At 76.0% G+C, this 16,945-nt stretch carries 10 protein-coding genes; 8 read left to right on the forward strand and 2 right to left on the reverse strand.

The window, feature by feature from the left end:
- Positions 1 to 137 precede the first annotated feature (137 nt).
- From OHA65_RS35000 to OHA65_RS35025, 6 genes are all read left to right on the forward strand, one after another.
- A complete protein-coding gene (locus OHA65_RS35000) occupies positions 138 to 1,007 on the forward strand; it encodes a DUF4132 domain-containing protein (RefSeq protein ID WP_327285899.1) in 870 nt (289 codons plus the stop codon).
- Positions 1,004 to 5,947: a DNA-binding protein gene (locus tag OHA65_RS35005; protein WP_329315543.1), complete on the forward strand. Its 4,944-nt coding sequence runs from the start codon at positions 1,004 to 1,006 to the stop codon at positions 5,945 to 5,947. Before OHA65_RS35000 ends, OHA65_RS35005 begins: the two co-directional genes overlap by 4 nt.
- A gap of 112 nt (positions 5,948 to 6,059) precedes the next feature.
- Positions 6,060 to 7,226: an AAA family ATPase gene (locus OHA65_RS35010; protein WP_327280141.1), complete on the forward strand. Its 1,167-nt coding sequence runs from the start codon at positions 6,060 to 6,062 to the stop codon at positions 7,224 to 7,226.
- The gene (locus tag OHA65_RS35015) at positions 7,223 to 11,125 is read left to right on the forward strand and encodes a DUF5682 family protein (protein WP_405763232.1); all 3,903 of its coding nucleotides are present in this window, start codon (positions 7,223 to 7,225) and stop codon (positions 11,123 to 11,125) included. Before OHA65_RS35010 ends, OHA65_RS35015 begins: the two co-directional genes overlap by 4 nt.
- Positions 11,122 to 13,011, forward strand: coding sequence for a hypothetical protein (locus OHA65_RS35020; protein ID WP_405758452.1), 1,890 nt, complete (start codon positions 11,122 to 11,124; stop codon positions 13,009 to 13,011). The genes OHA65_RS35015 and OHA65_RS35020 overlap by 4 nt, the downstream gene beginning before the upstream one ends.
- 52 nt (positions 13,012 to 13,063) lie before the next feature.
- Complete coding sequence (locus tag OHA65_RS35025) at positions 13,064 to 13,615, forward strand: GNAT family protein (RefSeq protein ID WP_327280144.1); 552 nt, start codon at positions 13,064 to 13,066, stop codon at positions 13,613 to 13,615.
- A gap of 10 nt (positions 13,616 to 13,625) precedes the next feature.
- On the opposite strand, the gene OHA65_RS35030 is transcribed toward OHA65_RS35025, so the two are convergent.
- Entirely contained in the window at positions 13,626 to 14,012 is a 387-nt protein-coding gene (locus tag OHA65_RS35030) for a hypothetical protein (protein ID WP_328764668.1), read from the reverse strand.
- A gap of 270 nt (positions 14,013 to 14,282) precedes the next feature.
- Here OHA65_RS35030 and OHA65_RS35035 point away from each other — a divergent pair, with 270 nt between their 5' ends.
- The gene (locus OHA65_RS35035) at positions 14,283 to 15,509 is read left to right on the forward strand and encodes a helix-turn-helix transcriptional regulator (RefSeq protein WP_328764669.1); all 1,227 of its coding nucleotides are present in this window, start codon (positions 14,283 to 14,285) and stop codon (positions 15,507 to 15,509) included.
- A 108-nt stretch (positions 15,510 to 15,617) separates the two neighbouring features.
- Here the strand turns inward: OHA65_RS35035 and OHA65_RS35040 are convergent, their stop codons facing one another.
- Entirely contained in the window at positions 15,618 to 16,172 is a 555-nt protein-coding gene (locus OHA65_RS35040; protein ID WP_327280147.1) for a hypothetical protein, read from the reverse strand.
- A gap of 80 nt (positions 16,173 to 16,252) precedes the next feature.
- Between OHA65_RS35040 and OHA65_RS35045 the strand changes: the two genes are divergently transcribed.
- The gene (locus OHA65_RS35045; RefSeq protein ID WP_327280148.1) at positions 16,253 to 16,945 is read left to right on the forward strand and encodes a hypothetical protein; all 693 of its coding nucleotides are present in this window, start codon (positions 16,253 to 16,255) and stop codon (positions 16,943 to 16,945) included.

Consider the following 16,945-nt stretch of genomic DNA (forward strand, 5'->3'; position numbering starts at 1 on the left):
GGTGTCGAGGCGGGCCCCCTCGTGGGGCGTTGTCAGTGGCTCTCGCTAGTCTCCCCGCATACCGCAGCTCAGGGGGTCTTCACCCCTTGGTCGATGCTGCGCGCAACCGGATCGGGCAGGCGGAGGGGCACGTACTGATGGCATGGCTGGCGGCGGGCGAGGGGTACGAGATCGCCCTGGTGGAAGGGAAGGTGGCGGCGCGGTCCGCGACCGGCCGTACGGCGGGACGGCAGTTGAAGACGCTGCCCAAGGCGCTGCGCGACCGTCCCGAGGTGGACCGGCTGCGCCGGCTGGCCGAGTGGCTCGACCGGCACGAGGCCGCCTGCATCGCGCAGGTGGACGGCTGGATGGTGTCCTCGCTGCCCGTGCCGACGGCGCTGCTCGCGCAGGTCTGGCCGGACGAGGCTTGGCAGAGCGCGCTGCGCGACATGGCCGTCGTCGGCGAGGACCCCGACGAGGTGGGCTTCCTGCGGGACGCCACCGCATCCGGTGAGCTGAAGGTGGTCAACCTCGACGGCGAGACCGTACGGCTCTCCCCGCGCACGGTGACCCTGCCGCACCCGGTGCTGCTGCCCGACCTGGACGACGTACGGGACTTCGCGTCCGAACTCGGCATCGTCCAGCGCGTCGAGCAGATCCACCGGCCCACCTGGCAGAAGCCCGAGGGGCTCGCTGCCACCGCCACCGAGGTACGGGACTACGCGGGCGGGGTCTTCGCGAACCGCTTCGGCCTGGCCGCCCGGGCGACCGGTCTCGGCTACCGGGTCTCCGGCGGCTACGCGACCTGCAAGGTCCGCGACACCGGCCGGAGCACGGAGGCGGCCGTCTGGATAGGCGAGCCCTACTACGAGGACGAGACGACGACCGGCGCCCTGAGCTGGCACGACGAAGACGGCCGGGCGGTGCTTTTGACCGAGGTCGGACCGGTCGCCTGGTCCGAGGGAATGCGAATGGCCGCGGCGCTGTACGCCGGGCGCAAGATCGAAGAGGGCGGGGACGCGCGATGAGCACCACCACGACCACCACGAAGGCCACCGACACCGCGCACGAGGCCGAGTTGCTGCTCAAGGCCGGTGCCGTGCTGCCCGCCGGCACGCAGGGCGCGGGCCCCGCCGCCGTCGACCTGACCGCCCGCACCTACCGTCACCCCGCCCTCGACGACGACCGCGTCGTCGTCCGGCTGGCCGCCGCCGAACTGGGTCCGGCAGAGGACCTCGCCGCAGGCTTCCTGGGACTCGTGCGCGACGAGGGCGAGCCGCCCGTCGTGGGCCTCGGCCAGCGCCAGGCGCTCGGCTTCCCCGAATGGGTCCTCGTGCACCACCCGCAGGACGGACACCACGCCCTCGCCGTCGTCCCCGAACTCGACCGGCTCGCCCGCCAGGCCAAGACCAAGCCCAAGGCCGCCCTCGACGCCTGCCTCGAACTGGCCGGCCGGCTCGCCGCCTCCGTCCCGCACTTCCTGCCCGTCTTCCACGAGCAGGCCGCCCGCATCTTCCTCGCCGTCGAGAACACCACGTACGCCGCCCAGCTGTTCGGCCGGGCCCGGACCAGCGAGGCCCAGCACGGCCTCGCCGTCGACGAGGACCGCCTCGACGCCGTGTTCCTCGAATTCGCCCTGGTCGGCGCCCTCCCGGTGAAGGTCCTCACCGGCTACGCCAAGGAACTGTCCACCCGTGTCAGCCCCGCCGAGGCCCACGAGCGCTTCCGCCGCCTGTGCGTACGCCGCACCGCCGGCGGGCTGCCGCCCTCCGCGCAGGCCGCGACCGAGCTGCGCCGCCTCGCCCGCGCCGCCGGCCTGACCGGCAGCGAGGCCGAACAGGACTACCTCGCCGAGCTGCTCCCGCTGCCCGCCACCCTGCGCGCCGCGTTCGGCTGGTGGAAGGCCCACCGCAGCGCCCTGATCGCACTGGCCCGCCGGGTCCCCGAAGTACGGGGCACCCTGCTCGGCCTGATGCCGCCCGGCGGCGACGGCGAACTCACCGCCCTCTGGCTGGGCGTCCTGGAGGAATCCGGCGCCACCGCCGGACTCGTCGACGCCGGCCTGCCCGCCGAGCAGCGCTGCTCCGACGGCACCGCCGGATGGCTGGAACGCTTCCACGCCGCCCGGCACAGCGGCTGGGGCTCGCGCCCCACCCTGCCCGCCCTGCTCGACCTGGTCACCCGCGCGGCCGACCGGCTGCGTGCCGAACTCGCGGAGCCCGGCCGCGAAGCGGGCCTGAAGGTGGGCGTCGAGGACGCCGACCTGCTGGACCTGCTGCTCTCCCTCGGCGTCCCCGTCACCGACCCCGAGCCCGACCCCCGGTCCCGCCGGCGCCACGACCAGCTGAACCTGGCCGACTGGGCGCGCTCCGACCAGCGGCGGGACCTGCTCGCCATCGCGGCCGACCAGCGCTTCCGGCCCGCCTTCCGGCGCGCCGCGTACGGCCTCGGCGGTGACGGCGACTCGGTGGACACCGTGCGCCTGCTCGCCGCCTCACCCGGCGGGCGCCCGATGCTCACCGAGTGGATGCACGACGTGGCCGGCGCCTCCACCGCCGCAGGCCTGCCCGGCCTGCCCGACGCCATCCGCCGGCTGACCTGGCTGCCCGCCGAGGCCCTCGAACTCGCCCGCGACGAGGTGGCCGCGGCGGCCGCCGCCGACCTCGGCGAAACCCTCGCCCGCACCCTGCGCACCGGCCTCTTCGAGGAGTACGCCTGGCCCGCGTTCGAAGACGCCCTCGTCGAACTCGCGGACCGCAAGGCCCTGCGCCGCGGGAACCTGACCCTCGTCGAGGCCTGGCCGTACCTCATCGTCGCCAACTCGGTCCAGGTCCGCGTCATCGACGCCGACTCCACCGTGCTCACCCACGACCTGCGGGTGCCGACCGGCGGCTCGTACCGGTACGGGTTCCACTACGTCGACGGCGCCCTCCTCGTCTTCTGGACCTCCTGGAACACCGGCGACGTCCAGGGCTACTGGCACACCGCGCCGGACCACGTCTTCTCCCTCGGCTCGGACCGCACCTACTGGTCCCTGCGGTCCGACCACATCAGCCTCCCCCTGCCCGACGGCGGCCGCGCCACCGGCGGCGGCGTCCTGCACGCCGGGGACACGGCCCTGCCCGCCGAGCAGGACCTGCTGTCCGACGGCACCTCGTACTGGGTGTGGCAGCACCGCGACCAGGACCACGACGGCGGCTGGCGCGAATACGCCCCGGCCGACGGCGCGCGCGGCCGGTACTCCCAGCCCGCCTTCCTCGCCGACGCCCTGCGCGCACACCCCTCCGACGCGGTCCTGTCCGCGCAGTCCGCCTGGCTCCGGCCCGCCCCCGCCGTCGAAGGCTCGGCCCTCGGCACGCCCGCCGGCGGGCTCCTCGGCTGGCACGCCGTACGCCTCCCCGGCCAGGGCTGGCAGGGCTGCGACGCCGCCGGACGCACCGTCCGGACGCCCGAAGGCGGCGACATGCCCGTCGCGGCACTCGCCTTCCCCGGCGACGAACGGCCGCGCGGGCTGACCGTCCGCTGGCGCGAGCTCAGCATCGCCGACCCCGACGGCACCGTCACCGCGACGACCCGCAGCGACCGCGGCGAGGGCTTCGCCACCGGCAGCGTCAGCCTCCCGCCGCTCGCCTTCTGGTACGCCCTGCGCCCCCGCGACCCGGAGGGCTCCGCCGTCCTGCGCACGGCCGACCGCGACACCGTCGGCACCCTGTTGAAGGCGGCCGCCCAGGCCGAGAAGGCCTCCGACCTGCCCGGCCTGGTCACCGCGGCCCTGCCGCAGGTCACGCAGGAGCAGCTGATCGGCGGCATCGTCGAAGTGCTGCGCTTCGCCGTCACCCAGCAGAAGGAGCTGGACGCGGTCGCCGCCCGGCTGGACCCGGACACGGGCGCGGCGGCCGACCGGCCCGAAGGCCCCACCGACGAACTGATCGCCGAAGCGCTGCACGGCCTCGTCGGAACCGGGTACCACCGCTGGGGCGCCCAGACCGACGCCACCCACCGCTACCTGGACGAGCTGGCCCGGGCGTCCGCCGACACTGACGCCGCCGCGGTCCCCGGCCGGCTCCACTTCGACCTGCCCGCCCTGCCGTACTCCGCCCTCCCGTTCACGCCGATGCTGGACCAGCCCGCGGCGATCGCCTACCGGGCCGTCGCCGTCGGTACCACCGACGAGCAGCGGACCGCCCTGTGTACCCTGCTCGCCCAGGTGGACGCCCTCGGGCTGGCCTGCACCGAGGACTCCGCCGACCGCTGGCGCCGCGTGTTGGTCCACCTCGACCAGCGACACCTGAGCACCCCCGACGGCATCGACCGCAACACCTCGTACCGCAGCCTGCTCCCGCTCGGCGGCGGAGCCGTCCTCGCGCTCACCGGGCACGGCACGTCCGTGCCCGACGGCCACGAGTTCGGGGCGCTGCTCCACGACCCCGCCGGCCGCTTCGCCGTCCCCGGCCCCTACACCCTGCGCGGCGACGCCCCGCTCGGCGACCGGGAGCGCGGCCCAGGCTGGCTCACGGCCTTCCTGACCGAGGCCGCCGACCGCGGCCCGGCGCCACTGCGCCCCGAAGCCGCCGACGAGTTCGCCCGCCTCACCGGCGTCTCCGGCACCCTCGCACGGCTGCTGCTGGCCGGTCTGCCGCACATCGACAGCTGGCAGCACCACTTCCTGCCCGCCGAACTGCGCACCGCCCTCGGCGTCAAGGCGGCCGACGCGAAGCACGCCCGGACCGAGCTCAAGAGCCTCGACGCCGAGGTGCGCCGCGCGGTCGTCGCCGCGCTGCTGCCCGCCGACCCGGCGCGACTGTGGACCGACGGCCCGGACGTGGCCGCCGCGGCAGAGGAGTGGAACGGCCGCGTGGGCCGTCGCACGCCCGTGCCCGAGTGGCTGCTCGCCGAGGCCACCCGCGCCGCCGGCACCGGCTGGTCCACGCACAGCGCCCTCGCCGCGGTCCTCGACCCGGCCGCATCCCGGCCGCTCGGCACTGACGTCGCCTGGGAGGTGAAGGGGGACCACGCCGAGCCCCGGGAACCGGCCACCGAGCCGTTCACCTCGGCCGTCCTGACCGGCGCGCTGACCCTGACGGCCTGGATGGCCCACCGGCTGCCCGCCGGGGACCCACTGAGGGCCGCCCTGCCGCCCGCCCTGACCGCCGTACGGCAGCGGCTCGCCGCACCGGAACTGCTCCTCACCATCGGGCACTACACCAGCCTCCCCGACTTCCGGAAGGCCGCGGGCACACCGACCGAGACGGGCGAGGGCTACGAGCGGTACGGCGCGGTCGTCATGGCGACCCACGACGACCGGCCCAAGCCCGCGCTGAAGACGGCCCTGCTCGACTCCACCGGCTCCGACCCGTACCTGCCGGCGCTGCGCGGCGACGACCAGCAGCCGTCCGCAGTGGAGACGGCGCTGCGGGCCGTCCACGACCCGCGTTTCGCCGCCCTGCTCGCCGACCCGGGAGCCCCGGCCACCGCCGCCGTGGACGCGGACGGTACGTGGTGGCCACAGGACCCCGGCCGCTCGGTGCCCGAGCTGGTGGCGGAGGTCCGCGAGGCCCACGGCCTGGGCGCGGACGCCGCCACCGTGTACCTGGCCCTGCTCGCCATGCCCGACCCCACCGACCGCAACGTGGCGCGCTGGACGGGCTGGAAGCCGGCCCGTCTGAAGGCGGCCCGCGCCGAACTGGCCGCCACCGACCTCGTGGTGACCGCCTCCCGGACCCGCGCAGGACGCTCCCTGTTCCTGCCCGGCGGCTGGGCCGACATGCCCTCGCCGGTACTGCCGGTGGAACGGTGGAAGCTGCCGATGTACGGGCTGGCCCCCGGCGGGCGGCCGGTCCTGGGCGTCCTGGTGCCGGACGAGCCGGCCGCGGACCTCTACCGGCGGGCCTGGCAGCGGGTCCGCGAGGGCGACGTACCGCGCTTCGAGGCACTGAAGGTCAAGCGCACCCGCCCGCGCCGCCGCTGAGTGCAGGGCGCGGATCTCCTGGGCGGGGCGGCGCGCTGCGCCGCCCCGCCCGGCCCGGCCCCCGCGCCCACATCCCACTGACTTCGCACGTCTTCCGAAGGACACGAACGCCATGACCGCGACCGAAACGACCGCCCCGGCCCCCGCCCCGCGGCAGGTCCTGCCCGCCGAGGAGCGGTACGCCGCCGAACTCGCCTTCCTCGCCGCCCAGGACACGGGCCCCCGCCCGCCCGGCTGGGCGCTCACCCCGCGCGCCGTCGTCACCTTCGTGTGCGGCAGCGACGGCGCCGAACTGGCCCTGCCGGGACGCCGGCGCGCCGGACTCCCGGCCAAGCTCGTCATCGCCCCGAAGTTCGTCGGCGAACGCGCCCTGGTCGAACGCTGCGTGGTCACCCTCGCCGGCGAACGCGGCCTGCTGCTCACCGGCGAGCCAGGCACCGCGAAGTCGATGCTGTCCGAACTGCTGGCCGCCGCCGTCTGCGGCACCAGCGCGCTCACCGTGCAGGGCACCGCCGGCACCACCGAGGACGCCTTCCGCTACGGCTGGAACTACGCGCTGCTGCTCGCCCAGGGCCCCACCTCCCAGGCGCTCGTCGACTCCCCGGTGCTCTCCGCCATGCGGACCGGACGCGTGGTCCGGGTCGAGGAGATCACCCGCTGCCTGCCCGAAGTACAGGACGCACTCGTGTCGATCCTGTCCGACCGGCGGGTCAGCGTGCCCGAACTGACCGCCACCGAGGACGCGGTGGTCTGCGCAGCCCCCGGGTTCACCGTCATCGCCACCGCCAACCTGCGGGACCGCGGAGTCTCCGAGATGTCCGCCGCCCTCAAGCGGCGCTTCAACTTCGAGACGGTCGCACCGATCGCGGACGCCGACGCCGAAGCCACCCTGATCCGCCGCCAGGCGGTCGCAGCCGTGCAACGGGCGGGCGCGGCGTTCGGAGTCGACGACGCGGTGCTCGACGCGCTGGTCACGGTCTTCCGGGACCTGCGCTCGGGCCGTTCGGCCGAGGGCTGGGACGTGGAACGCCCCGGCACGGTCATGTCCACTGCCGAGGCGGTCCAGGTGGCGGCCTCGCTGGGCGTCGCTGCGGCGTACCTGCCCGGCGGCGACGTCCTGGACCTGCTGCCCGGACACCTGCTGGGCGTGGTCCGCAAGGACGACCCGGCCGACCACGGCCGCCTGCTGGGCTACTGGGACGGCCCGGTCCGCCGCCGGGCCGAAGACGGCTCCGCGATGTGGCGCCGCCTCTGGGACCTCCGCGGGAGCCTGCGATGACCGCACCGGGCCGATCCGCCACCCCCGCGGACCGCCTTTCGCCCGTACCGGCCGATCCGGTCCCGGAGACCGGCGGGAACACCGATCCGGCTGCGGCCGCGGCTGCCGATCCGCGGGACGCCGTGGGCGCGCTCGCCGCGTCCCGCGCGCCGTACCTGCTGGGCGTACGCCACCACAGCCCCGCCCTGGCGGCAGTGGTGCCGGCGCTGCTGGACGCCTCGGAGGCGGACGTGGTGTGCGTCGAGCTGCCGACCGACTTCCAGTCGTGGCTGGAGCACTTGGCGGACCCCGAGACCGTGGCCCCCGTCGCCCTGGCGGGCACGGGCCGGGAGGGCGGGCCGGCGTTCTACCCGTTCGCGGACTTCTCCCCGGAGCTGGCTGCGGTCCGCTGGGCGCGCGCCCGCGGTGTGGAGGTCCGCTGCTGCGACCTCCCCCTGACCGACCCCGCCTGGACCTCCGGGCTTCCGGACCGGCCCGCACCGGGCGACCCGGGCACGGAGTCGGACCGGGCCTCGCTCGGGACGCCCGCAGCGGGTGCGGCGCCGGGGCGGCGGCTCTTCGCGCAGGCGTTGACCGCCGCCGGGACCGGACGGGACGGCGATGACCTGTGGGACCGGGCCGTGGAGGTACTGGCCCCGGGCTGCGCGCCCGAGGCCGTCCGCCGGGCCGCCCTCGCCGTGGGCTGGGCCCTGCGTCAGGACGGGCCCGTCCCCGCGACCGACCTGGCCCGCGAGGCCCACATGCGCAGCGTCATCGACGCAGCCGCCTCCGGGGGCAGGAAGGTCGCCGCACTCATCGGCGCCTTCCACGCCCCGGCCCTCCTCGACGCCGTAACCCCCCTGGGCGACGACGTCTCCACCGAGGCCGCGGACGCGGCCCCGGGCGGGGACACCGTGGCCGACATTTCGGCCCCGGCAACGGCCGGGGCGCCGACCCGGCCCGACCCGGTGGCGGGGAGCCGCGCAGCGGCGGTCGTGGGCTCCGGTCCTGCAGCGGCAGGGGCAGGGGCAGGGGCAGGGGCAGGGGCAGGGGTACGGTCGGGCACCGAGGTGCCCGGACCGGCAACGGTCCGTACGCCCGGTACGGGCGCACCTGCCGACCCCGCCCCCGGGCCGGGAGGCGGCGAGCGGGTCGTGACCTCGCTCGTGCCGTATTCCTTCGACCTGCTCGACTCCCGCTCCGGTTACCCCGCCGGCATTCGGGATCCGCTCTGGCAGCAGGCCGTGCTGGAGGCCGGCGGCGATGCGCTGCGCGTGCGTGACGCCGCCTCCATCGCCGTCACCGGCGTCTGCCGGGAGCTGCGCCGTGCCGGGCACACCGCCGGGACCGGCGAGGCCGCCGAGACGCTGCGGCTCGCCTGCGACCTGGCCGTTCTGCGCGGGCTGCCCGCCCCCGGCCGGGGCGAACTCCTGGAGGCCGTCACCACCGTGCTCGGCCAGGGCGAACTGTTCGGCCGGGGAAGGGCTTTGGCCCGGGCGTTGGAGACCGTGCTCGTCGGCACCGCCCGCGGCCGGATCACCCCGCACGCCCCCCGCTCCGGACTCGGCCCCTCCGTCGAGGCGGAGTTGGCGCAGCTGCGGCTGCCGGGCCCCGACGACCCCGCCCCGCGCGAGGTCCGCCTCGACCCGCTCCGCTCCCCGCTCGACCGCCACCGCGAGGTCCTGCTCCAGCGACTGGCCGTCTGCGGGGCCTCGTACGGGGAGCCCCTCGACGTGGCCGCGACCGGCGACGGCACCGCCCTCGGCACCAAGTGGCGGCTGACCTGGACGCCTTCCGTCCCGGCCCGCCTCGACCTGGCCGGCGTCCGCGGCGTCACCGCCGCCCAGGCCGCCGCCGGGACGCTGCGCGAGAGCGCCCGCCGCGACGCCGCCGAGGGCGGGCCGACCCCGGCCCAGATCCTCGCCGGCCTGGCCGCCGCCGCGCGCTGCGATCTGCCCGCGCTGGTCGACGTACGGCTCGACGAGGCCGCGCACACCCTCCCGCAGACCGCGACCCTGCCCGAACTCCTCGCCGCACTCGACCTGCTGGAGGGACTGTCCCGCGGGCACTTCCCCGGCGCCACCGAGGCCTCCCGCACCGCCGCGGCTGCGCTCACCGGCCTCCTGCTCGAAGCCGCCGTACGGTCCCTGCCCGGCCTCGCCGGCAGCGAGGACCACGCCGACGCGCGCGCCCTCGTGGCCCTGGCCGACCGGGCCGCGACCCTGCACCTTGGCCTGCGGCTCGACTCCGCCCTGGCCGAACTGGCCGCCACCGCTTCCCCGTTGATGCAGGGCGCGGCACTGGCCGTACGGGTCCTCCTCGATCTGGATCCGGCCGACGCCCTCGGCGACCGCGCCGCCGGCTGGATCGACGGCGCCGGCACGCCCGACGGCCGGCGCTCCCTCGCCCGCCGCCTCGGCGGCGTCCTGGCCGCCGCCGGTCCGCTGCTCCAGTCCTCCATGGCCGCCCTCGCCCCGGTCCTCGACCGGATCGACGGCCTCGCCGACCAGGAGTTCCTGGACCGTCTCCCGGCCCTGCGCGCAGGCTTCGACGTACTGACCCCGGCGGCCCGCGACCGGCTGCTGGACACCATCACCGAGCGGCTCGGCGACCGGCTCGACCTGTCCCTCGACGCACCGCCCGCCCTGCTCGCCCTGTGGGCCGCCGCGGACGCCGCCGGCGCCGCAGCGCTCAAGGCCCTGCCGTTGCCGGCCCGGGAAGAGACCCCGCAGAGCCCGGCCACCGGCCCCGGTGCTGACACGGCCGTACCGCCCGTACCCGCACCCCTGCGCCCGGACCGGAGGCTGGCCCCCGCCGACCGCTGGCGCCTGCTGCTCGGCCGCGAGCGCGACCGGCTCCCCGCCGGCGCCCGCCGCTACGCCCGGGCCCTCGACGAGCTGTACGGCGGCGGCCGCGGCGAGGGCGCCGCCGACCTCGAAGGCGGATGGGGCAACGGCGGCGGCCAGGAGCCCTCGTTCCCCTCGGCCCGCGAATGGTCGCAGGAGCTGGAAGCGCTCTTCGGTACCGACGTGCGCGAAGAAGTGCTCGCCGATGCGGCCGACGCGGGCCGCTCCGACGTACTGAGCCAGCTCGACCCGTCGACCGTCCGCCCCTCCGTCGAACTGCTCGGCTCCGTCCTGGCGCTCGCCGGCGGCATGCCGGAAACCCAACTCGCCCGACTGCGCCCCCTGGTCAGGCGGCTGGTCGACGAACTCGCCAAGGAGCTGGCCACCCGGCTGCGCCCGGCACTCTCCGGACTCGCCACCCCGCGCCCCACCCGCCGCCCCGGCGGCAGGCTCGACCTGGCCCGCACCCTGCGGGCCAACCTCGCGCACACCCGCCGCCTCGACGACGGCCGGGTGGTCGTCGTCCCCGAACGGCCCGTGTTCGGCACCCGGGCCCACCGCGAGGCCGACTGGCGGCTGATCCTGGTCGTGGACGTCTCCGGGTCCATGGAAGCATCGGTCATCTGGTCGGCGCTCACCGCCGCCGTCCTCGGCGGCGTACCCACCCTGTCCACCCACTTCCTGGCCTTCTCCACCCAGGTCGTCGACCTCACCGACCGGGTCGATGACCCGCTCTCGCTGCTCCTGGAGGTCCGCGTCGGCGGTGGTACGCACATCGCTGCGGGACTGGCCCACGCACGCTCCCTGATCACCGTGCCGAGCCGCACCCTCGTCGTCGTGGTCAGCGACTTCGAGGAGGGCGCGCCGATCGGCGGACTCCTCGGTGAGGTCCGGGCGCTGGCCGCGTCCGGGGCCCACCTGCTGGGCTGCGCCGCGCTCGACGACGCCGGGGCGCCCCGGTACTCGGTCCCGGTCGCCCGGCAACTCGTCGCGGCCGGCATGCCGGTGGCCGCCCTCAGTCCGCTCGCCCTCGCCCGCTGGGTGGGCGACCGCCTCCGTGGAGAATCCCGTTGAGTACCGACCTGTTTCCGCCCGTCGCCCCCGAGGTCCTCGCCGAGGCCGTCGAGAGCCTGACCGCCCGGCTGCGCAAGAAGCTCGACGCCGCCATCGAGGGGTGCGCCGCGGGCGCCGTCCGGGCCGACGGCGGGGACGTGACCGTCCGCTTCGGCGAAGACGCGCTCGTCACCCTCCGGCCGGGCCCGACCGGTACCGTCACCACCGCGGAACAGGCCCTCTGCACCTGCCTGTTGGCGCCGCGATGCCTGCACCGGGCCGCGGTGCTCGGTGCGGCGCCGCTCGCCGATGCGGCGCCCTTGCCGGATCCGCAGCCGGATCCGCAGCCGCGGCCGGATCCGCAGGCGCGATCGCAGCCGGATCCGCAGGCCCAATCGCCGGCCGACCCGGCGGTAGCACCCACCGCGGAGCAGGACGCCGCGTCCGACGCTGCGCCCGCCGACGTCCCGCACGTCCTCACCGCCGCCCAGCTCGACGCGGCGGCCGCGCTCTGGCAGGCCGCCGCCGAAGCCCTCGCAGCCGGTGTCACGGCCGCCGGCGCGGTGGTCCAGGCCGAACTGCTGCGGGCCGCCCATACCGCGCGCCTCGCCCGGCTGCCCCGGGCCGAGGCCGCCACCCTGCGCGTCGTACGAGGCCTGCGCGCCGCCCGGGAGCGCAGCGGCTCCCACCGGCTCGCCGACCTCACCGGAGCGTTCCGCGAACTCCTGCACACCGCTGGACTGCTGGCCTCCGGTACGGCCGGCCCGGCACTGACCGGCACCGCACGCCGCGCCTACCAGCCGGGCGGCAGCCTGCGCGTGTACGGCCTGTGCCGGGAGCCGGTCCTCTCGGCCACCGGATACGGGGGAGTGGTCACCCACCTGCTCGCTGCGGACGGCTCCCGCCACTCCGTCTCCGACGTCCGCCCCGGTGGCCCGGCCCGCGCCCGCGGCGCCGGCTCCGCCTCCGTAGCCCTCGGCGGAGCCGTCCTCGACCACGCGGGACTCGCGCGCGGGGGATTCCTCATCGCCGGGGCCACCGTCTCCGCCGACGGCCGTCTCGGCGCCGGCAGCGGGGTCCGGGCGACCCCGCTGCGCGGAATCCCGTGGACCGCGGAACCCGCCGCGGCGCTCTTCGCCCGCCCGGCGGCCGAGGCCGTGGCCGGCCAACTCGCCGACCGGGACACCGACCCGGACGGCGCCGACGCCGCGCTCCTCGGCTGCGAGGTCACGGTCGTCGGCGCGGCCGGTGAAGACCTCCTGGTCCGCGAGGTACGACCGGACGCGCCCCTGCTGCGGCTGCGCGCCGCCCACCCCCACCCCGAACTGCCCCACACGGCCAACCTGCGCCGGATCGCCGCCCATCCGGGCCTGGTGCTGCGCGTCCTGGGCCGCCCCGACCTGGATCGCGCCGCCACCCTGCGCCCCCTCGCCGTCGGACCGGTCGCCGGCGCGGAGTACACGCTGCGCCTGCCCGAGGAGTGGCTGGGCCGCGCCGACCTCGGCTACGACCTCCTCCAGGGCAGCCACTTCCCGCCCCGGACCGCCGCAGCCCCGGAGCCGGCCCCGGCCGCTGTCGCCGTCGACGCTCCGGACCCGCTGACCGACTCGCCGCTGTGGCGGGTGCGCCGACTGCTCGAAGCCGGGGTCGCGGGCGGCCGGCGCGCCGTCGCCGAGGCGGCACGCACCACCGAGCCGATCACTTCGTACGGGCCGCTGCGCCGGGCCGGCTTCACGGCGGCGGCGGAGCTGGCCACGGCCCTCGCCGCCGAGGCGGACCGACGCCCCCGCGACGCCTTCGGCCGTCTGACGAACCCCTCGCCCGACGCCTACGCCTGGGCCTGGCTGGCTGCATCCACCCACCTGGCCGCAGCGGAACGCTCCTTGGTGGCCGCGTCCTGGTCCTGAGGCGTGTCTTATTGGTTTGCGGCCGGTCGGACCGGTCGGATAGGAAGCTCGCATGCTAAAGGGCAGCAAGGTCGGGCTCAGGGCCCGGCACGAGGAAGACATTCCGATCCTGCGGGCCGAGCTCTACGACGACGTGGTCAACGGGTCGCGGGCCGAAAGCGGGCCGTGGCGGCCGATCTCGCCCGGCTCGAAGGATCCGCGGCTCTTCGTGGACGACAAGGAGCAGGGGCACGTCCCGTTCTCCGTGGTGGAGTTGGACGGCGGCACGCTCGTCGGCACCGCGACGCTCTGGGGCATCGACAACCACAACCGGGCCGCGCACATCGGGTTGGGGCTGCTGCCGTCCTCCCGCGGCAAGGGCTACGGCACCGACGTGGTCGGGGTGTTGTGCCACTACGGTTTCGTCGTGCGCGGCCTGCAGCGGCTGCAGATCGAGACGCTGGCGGACAACGCCGCGATGCTGCACTCCGCCGAGCGCAACGGCTTCGTCCGCGAGGGCGTGCTGCGCTCTTCGGCCTGGGTGCTGGGCGAGTTCCTGGACGAGGTGCTGCTCGGGCTCCTCGCCCAGGACTGGAAGCCGAACTCGACGGCCCAGGACGGTTGAGGCGGCCGGCTCAGCCGAAATTGCACTCGGCGAGGCCCGTGCGCCATGCGTTGGAGTCGTCCACGTAGGGCGCGTACACCCAGCCGGCGCTGTTGCCGTACCAGCCGGCGGCGTGCCACTCGTTGTCGACGTAGTACCAGACGTTGCCCTGGTTGGCGATGTTGTCGCCGCGCTTCCAACACAGGACGTCGACGTAGTCCCCGTTGAAGACGTCCGAGAGGGTGACCTTGCCGGATCCCGCGGAGTGGTAGGCGTAGATTCCCGCCCCGTGCGCGGTGGTCAGGCGGGTCCACCCGCTGGTGGCGGAGGCGGTGGTGATCCCCGTGGCCAGCGCGCCGACCGTCAGGGCCGCGACCGTCGCGGCCATGGCGCCGCGGCGCCCGAGCATGAACTTCATGGCTGTCTCCTGTCGGAAGTGGACTGCCGGGCCCGTCCACCGGGTCCGGCGATGGGGCCAACCATCGGCAGCGGCGCCGGTGTCCGACAAGGCCCTTCGACGTGCCGGGACAAGCCCGGACAGCTTCGGACGGGACGGTCTCCAGGTCACTGCGGAGTTGGCCGGTCGAGCCGTTCCGGGGCCGGGCGGGACCCTCGTAGGATCCGGCCACCCGGCCGCCGTGGGACACCTTCGGACAGGCCGGTCCAGGGGGACGGAGCGGGGGAAGCCATGACGGGGCAAGAGCGGCAGGGGCCGCGGCGGCCGGAGTCGGTCGCGGAGTTCATCGGGGAACTACGGGCGCTCAAGGTGGTGGAGGGGCTGTCGCTGCGGGAGTTGCAGCGGCGCACGGGGCTGCCCCGGTCCACCATCGCGTACGCGCTGCGGACGGACAGGCCGGCGCTGCCGCCTTGGGACCGGGTGGCGGGGCTGCTGCGCGCGCTGGGCGTGGCGGAGGAGGCACTGCCGGGGTGGAAAGCGGACTGGACCCGGCTCCGGCTGGCCCCTCAGGACGGGCGGCCGGAGCCCCTGCCGGGTGAGCCGGACGCTCCGGGTGGTGCTGTAGGGGCTCCCGCTCCCGCTCCCGGCCCCGGCCCCGGGGAGCCGGGCGAGCGGTCGAGACCCCCGCGCGGGGTGTCACGGCAGCGGATCGCCGCGCACGCGGTGACCCTCGTGCTCGGCGCCTGCCTCGGCGCCGGTGCGGTACTGGCGCTGAGCGGGGGCGCCCCGGCCGGGGTCAAGGCCGGGTTCCCGGTGGAGGAGCAGCCCTGCCCGCCGCCCACCGCGAACCCGCGCCCCTCCCTGCGGGCGCCGGCGGCGGGGGCGGCCCGTACGGCGAAGGAACCGCCCGCCTGGGTGGGTCGGGTCACCTCCGGGCAGGAGATCCTCTCCGGTACCGATGTGGCGCTGCCCGTCCTGTCCCCGGTGACCGAGGGGGACGCGCTGGTCGTCAGCATCATGCTGACCAGCTCCTGCCCCGGCCCGGTCACGGTCACCGACACGCAGGGGGACACGTTCCGCATCGTCGGCGACGAGACCGACGCCGCCCGGCACCGGACGCTGATCCTGGCCGCCTTCGGGGCGCACCCGCTCGGCACGGCCGACTCGCTCCGCGCTACGTACCCGCACGCGAGCAAGTACCACATCGCCGTCGACGAGTTCCGCGGCATCGGCGCGGCCGTCGGACATGCGCAGGCCCACGGGGAGACCGGCGGGACGGCCTTCAGTACCGGCTCGACCCGGCTGGAGTGCGCCGCCGGGGACCTGATGGTGGGTGCGGTCGGCACCAACACCGGCTCCGCGCCCGTGTTCACCGCCGAGTGGACGGCGATGCCCATGCTCCATCTCTCGTCCTACCGGCTCACCACCGCCTATCGGGTCGTCCCGGCGGCCCAGACCTGCGCCGCCACGGGCACCACCACGGCCCAGTGGGCCGCGGCGGCGGTGGTGTTCCGCTGAGTGCGCTCCGGCCCGCCGGCCCGGTGTCCTTCGGCCGGGCCGCCCGGCGGACGACACGGGCACCCGCGTCATGCCGGGCGAACCGCGCGGGCAGGGCGGGGGTCGGCCTCATGCCAGGGCTTTGGGAGGACGGGTGCGCGGTGGTCGGGGCCCGCTCAGCCAGGCGGCCAGCGTCGCGAAGTCCGCGGGCCCGAGTCCGAAGCGGGGGTCCACGCGGTGCAGCAGGGCACGGCCCGGGTGGTGCGCGGCCACCCAGGTCCGGTCGTAGGCGCTGATCTCGTCGTCGACCCAGACGAACGGCCGGCCGGCGGCGTGGTCGACGAGGGCGCCGGTCTTCCAGTGGATCCGCTCCCGTTCGCCGTCCTCGGACGGGTCGGGCCAGGCCACCACCGGCAGTTGCGGCAGTCCGATCCGCGGCGCGACCCACGCGTTCGCGTCGGCCGTCCAGGTCGTGGCCCACACCAGTTCGCACGGCAGTGCCAGGAGGGAGGGCCCGAGGGCGGGATCGAGCCGGGCGAGCAGCGGATTCGCGTCGATCCGCGTCCCGTACGTGGGATAGCCGTCCGGCAGCTCTTCGGCGGTGGCCCCGAACGGGATGAGCGGCCCGTCGACGTCGAGGAACAGCAGGGGGAGGGGGCTGGAGCGCTGCGCCGGGCTGCTCATGGCGGCACGATAGCCGCCGCCCTCCCGGGCGTGGAACCGCGGGCGGTGCGATCCCCTCTCCAAGGACGAGGGGGACGACCATGACGAGGGAAGCTGTGACCGTGGCGCGCAGAGCGGCGGTGGCGGGGCTGCTGTGCGCCGTGCTCGCGGCCTGTGGCACGCGGCACGCGGGGGAGGCGGCCGCGCCGCCCGCGCCGGTGAAGGAGACGTGCGGCCTCGACCGGACGACGGGCGGCGGCACGGGTCTGCCGGACCCGCCGACGGAGGAGCAGGGCGGCGCCAACGCCGGTCCGCCGACGGATGAGGAGACGGGTGGGTATGCCGGTCCGCCGACGGATCAGGAGACGGGTGGGTATGCCGGTCCGCCGACGGATGAGGAGACGGGCGGGTACGCCGGACCGCCCACCGATCAGGACACCGGGGCTCCGGATCCGCCGACCGACGGGGACATCACCAATGGGGCGGGTCCCTGCGGCGGTGCCGGATGGTTCGACATGACCCGGGACTTCAACGCCTACTACGCCCGCCAGCGCACCGACTCGGACCAGTTCCTGCCCGAGCAGGCCGTACGGGAGGCCCGCGTCCGCAAGGGGCGGGACGCCGGCGAGGCGCTCGTGACCTTCACGACCCGGTCCGTCGGCAAGGGCCTCGGGGAGGACGCCCGCCGGGTGGCGCAGGTGTTCGTGGCGTGGCGGCAGCAGGTGTACGGGGACCGGGGCACGGTGTCGGTCCGGACCCCGGAGGGAGAGGTGGTCGCGAGCGCGGCCTGGTGA

The sequence above is a fragment of the Streptomyces sp. NBC_00045 genome (assembly GCF_045041095.1).
Lineage (GTDB): Bacteria > Actinomycetota > Actinomycetes > Streptomycetales > Streptomycetaceae > Streptomyces.

Coding starts and splice junctions, on each gene's coding strand:
- OHA65_RS35000 (WP_327285899.1), top strand. CDS start 138: ATGGCATGGCTGGCGGCGGGCGAGGGGTACGAGATCGCCCTGGTGGAA.
- OHA65_RS35005 (WP_329315543.1), top strand. CDS start 1,004: ATGAGCACCACCACGACCACCACGAAGGCCACCGACACCGCGCACGAG.
- OHA65_RS35010 (WP_327280141.1), top strand. CDS start 6,060: ATGACCGCGACCGAAACGACCGCCCCGGCCCCCGCCCCGCGGCAGGTC.
- OHA65_RS35015 (WP_405763232.1), top strand. CDS start 7,223: ATGACCGCACCGGGCCGATCCGCCACCCCCGCGGACCGCCTTTCGCCC.
- OHA65_RS35025 (WP_327280144.1), top strand. CDS start 13,064: ATGCTAAAGGGCAGCAAGGTCGGGCTCAGGGCCCGGCACGAGGAAGAC.
- OHA65_RS35030 (WP_328764668.1), bottom strand. CDS start 14,012: ATGAAGTTCATGCTCGGGCGCCGCGGCGCCATGGCCGCGACGGTCGCG.
- OHA65_RS35035 (WP_328764669.1), top strand. CDS start 14,283: ATGACGGGGCAAGAGCGGCAGGGGCCGCGGCGGCCGGAGTCGGTCGCG.
- OHA65_RS35040 (WP_327280147.1), bottom strand. CDS start 16,172: ATGAGCAGCCCGGCGCAGCGCTCCAGCCCCCTCCCCCTGCTGTTCCTC.
- OHA65_RS35045 (WP_327280148.1), top strand. CDS start 16,253: ATGACGAGGGAAGCTGTGACCGTGGCGCGCAGAGCGGCGGTGGCGGGG.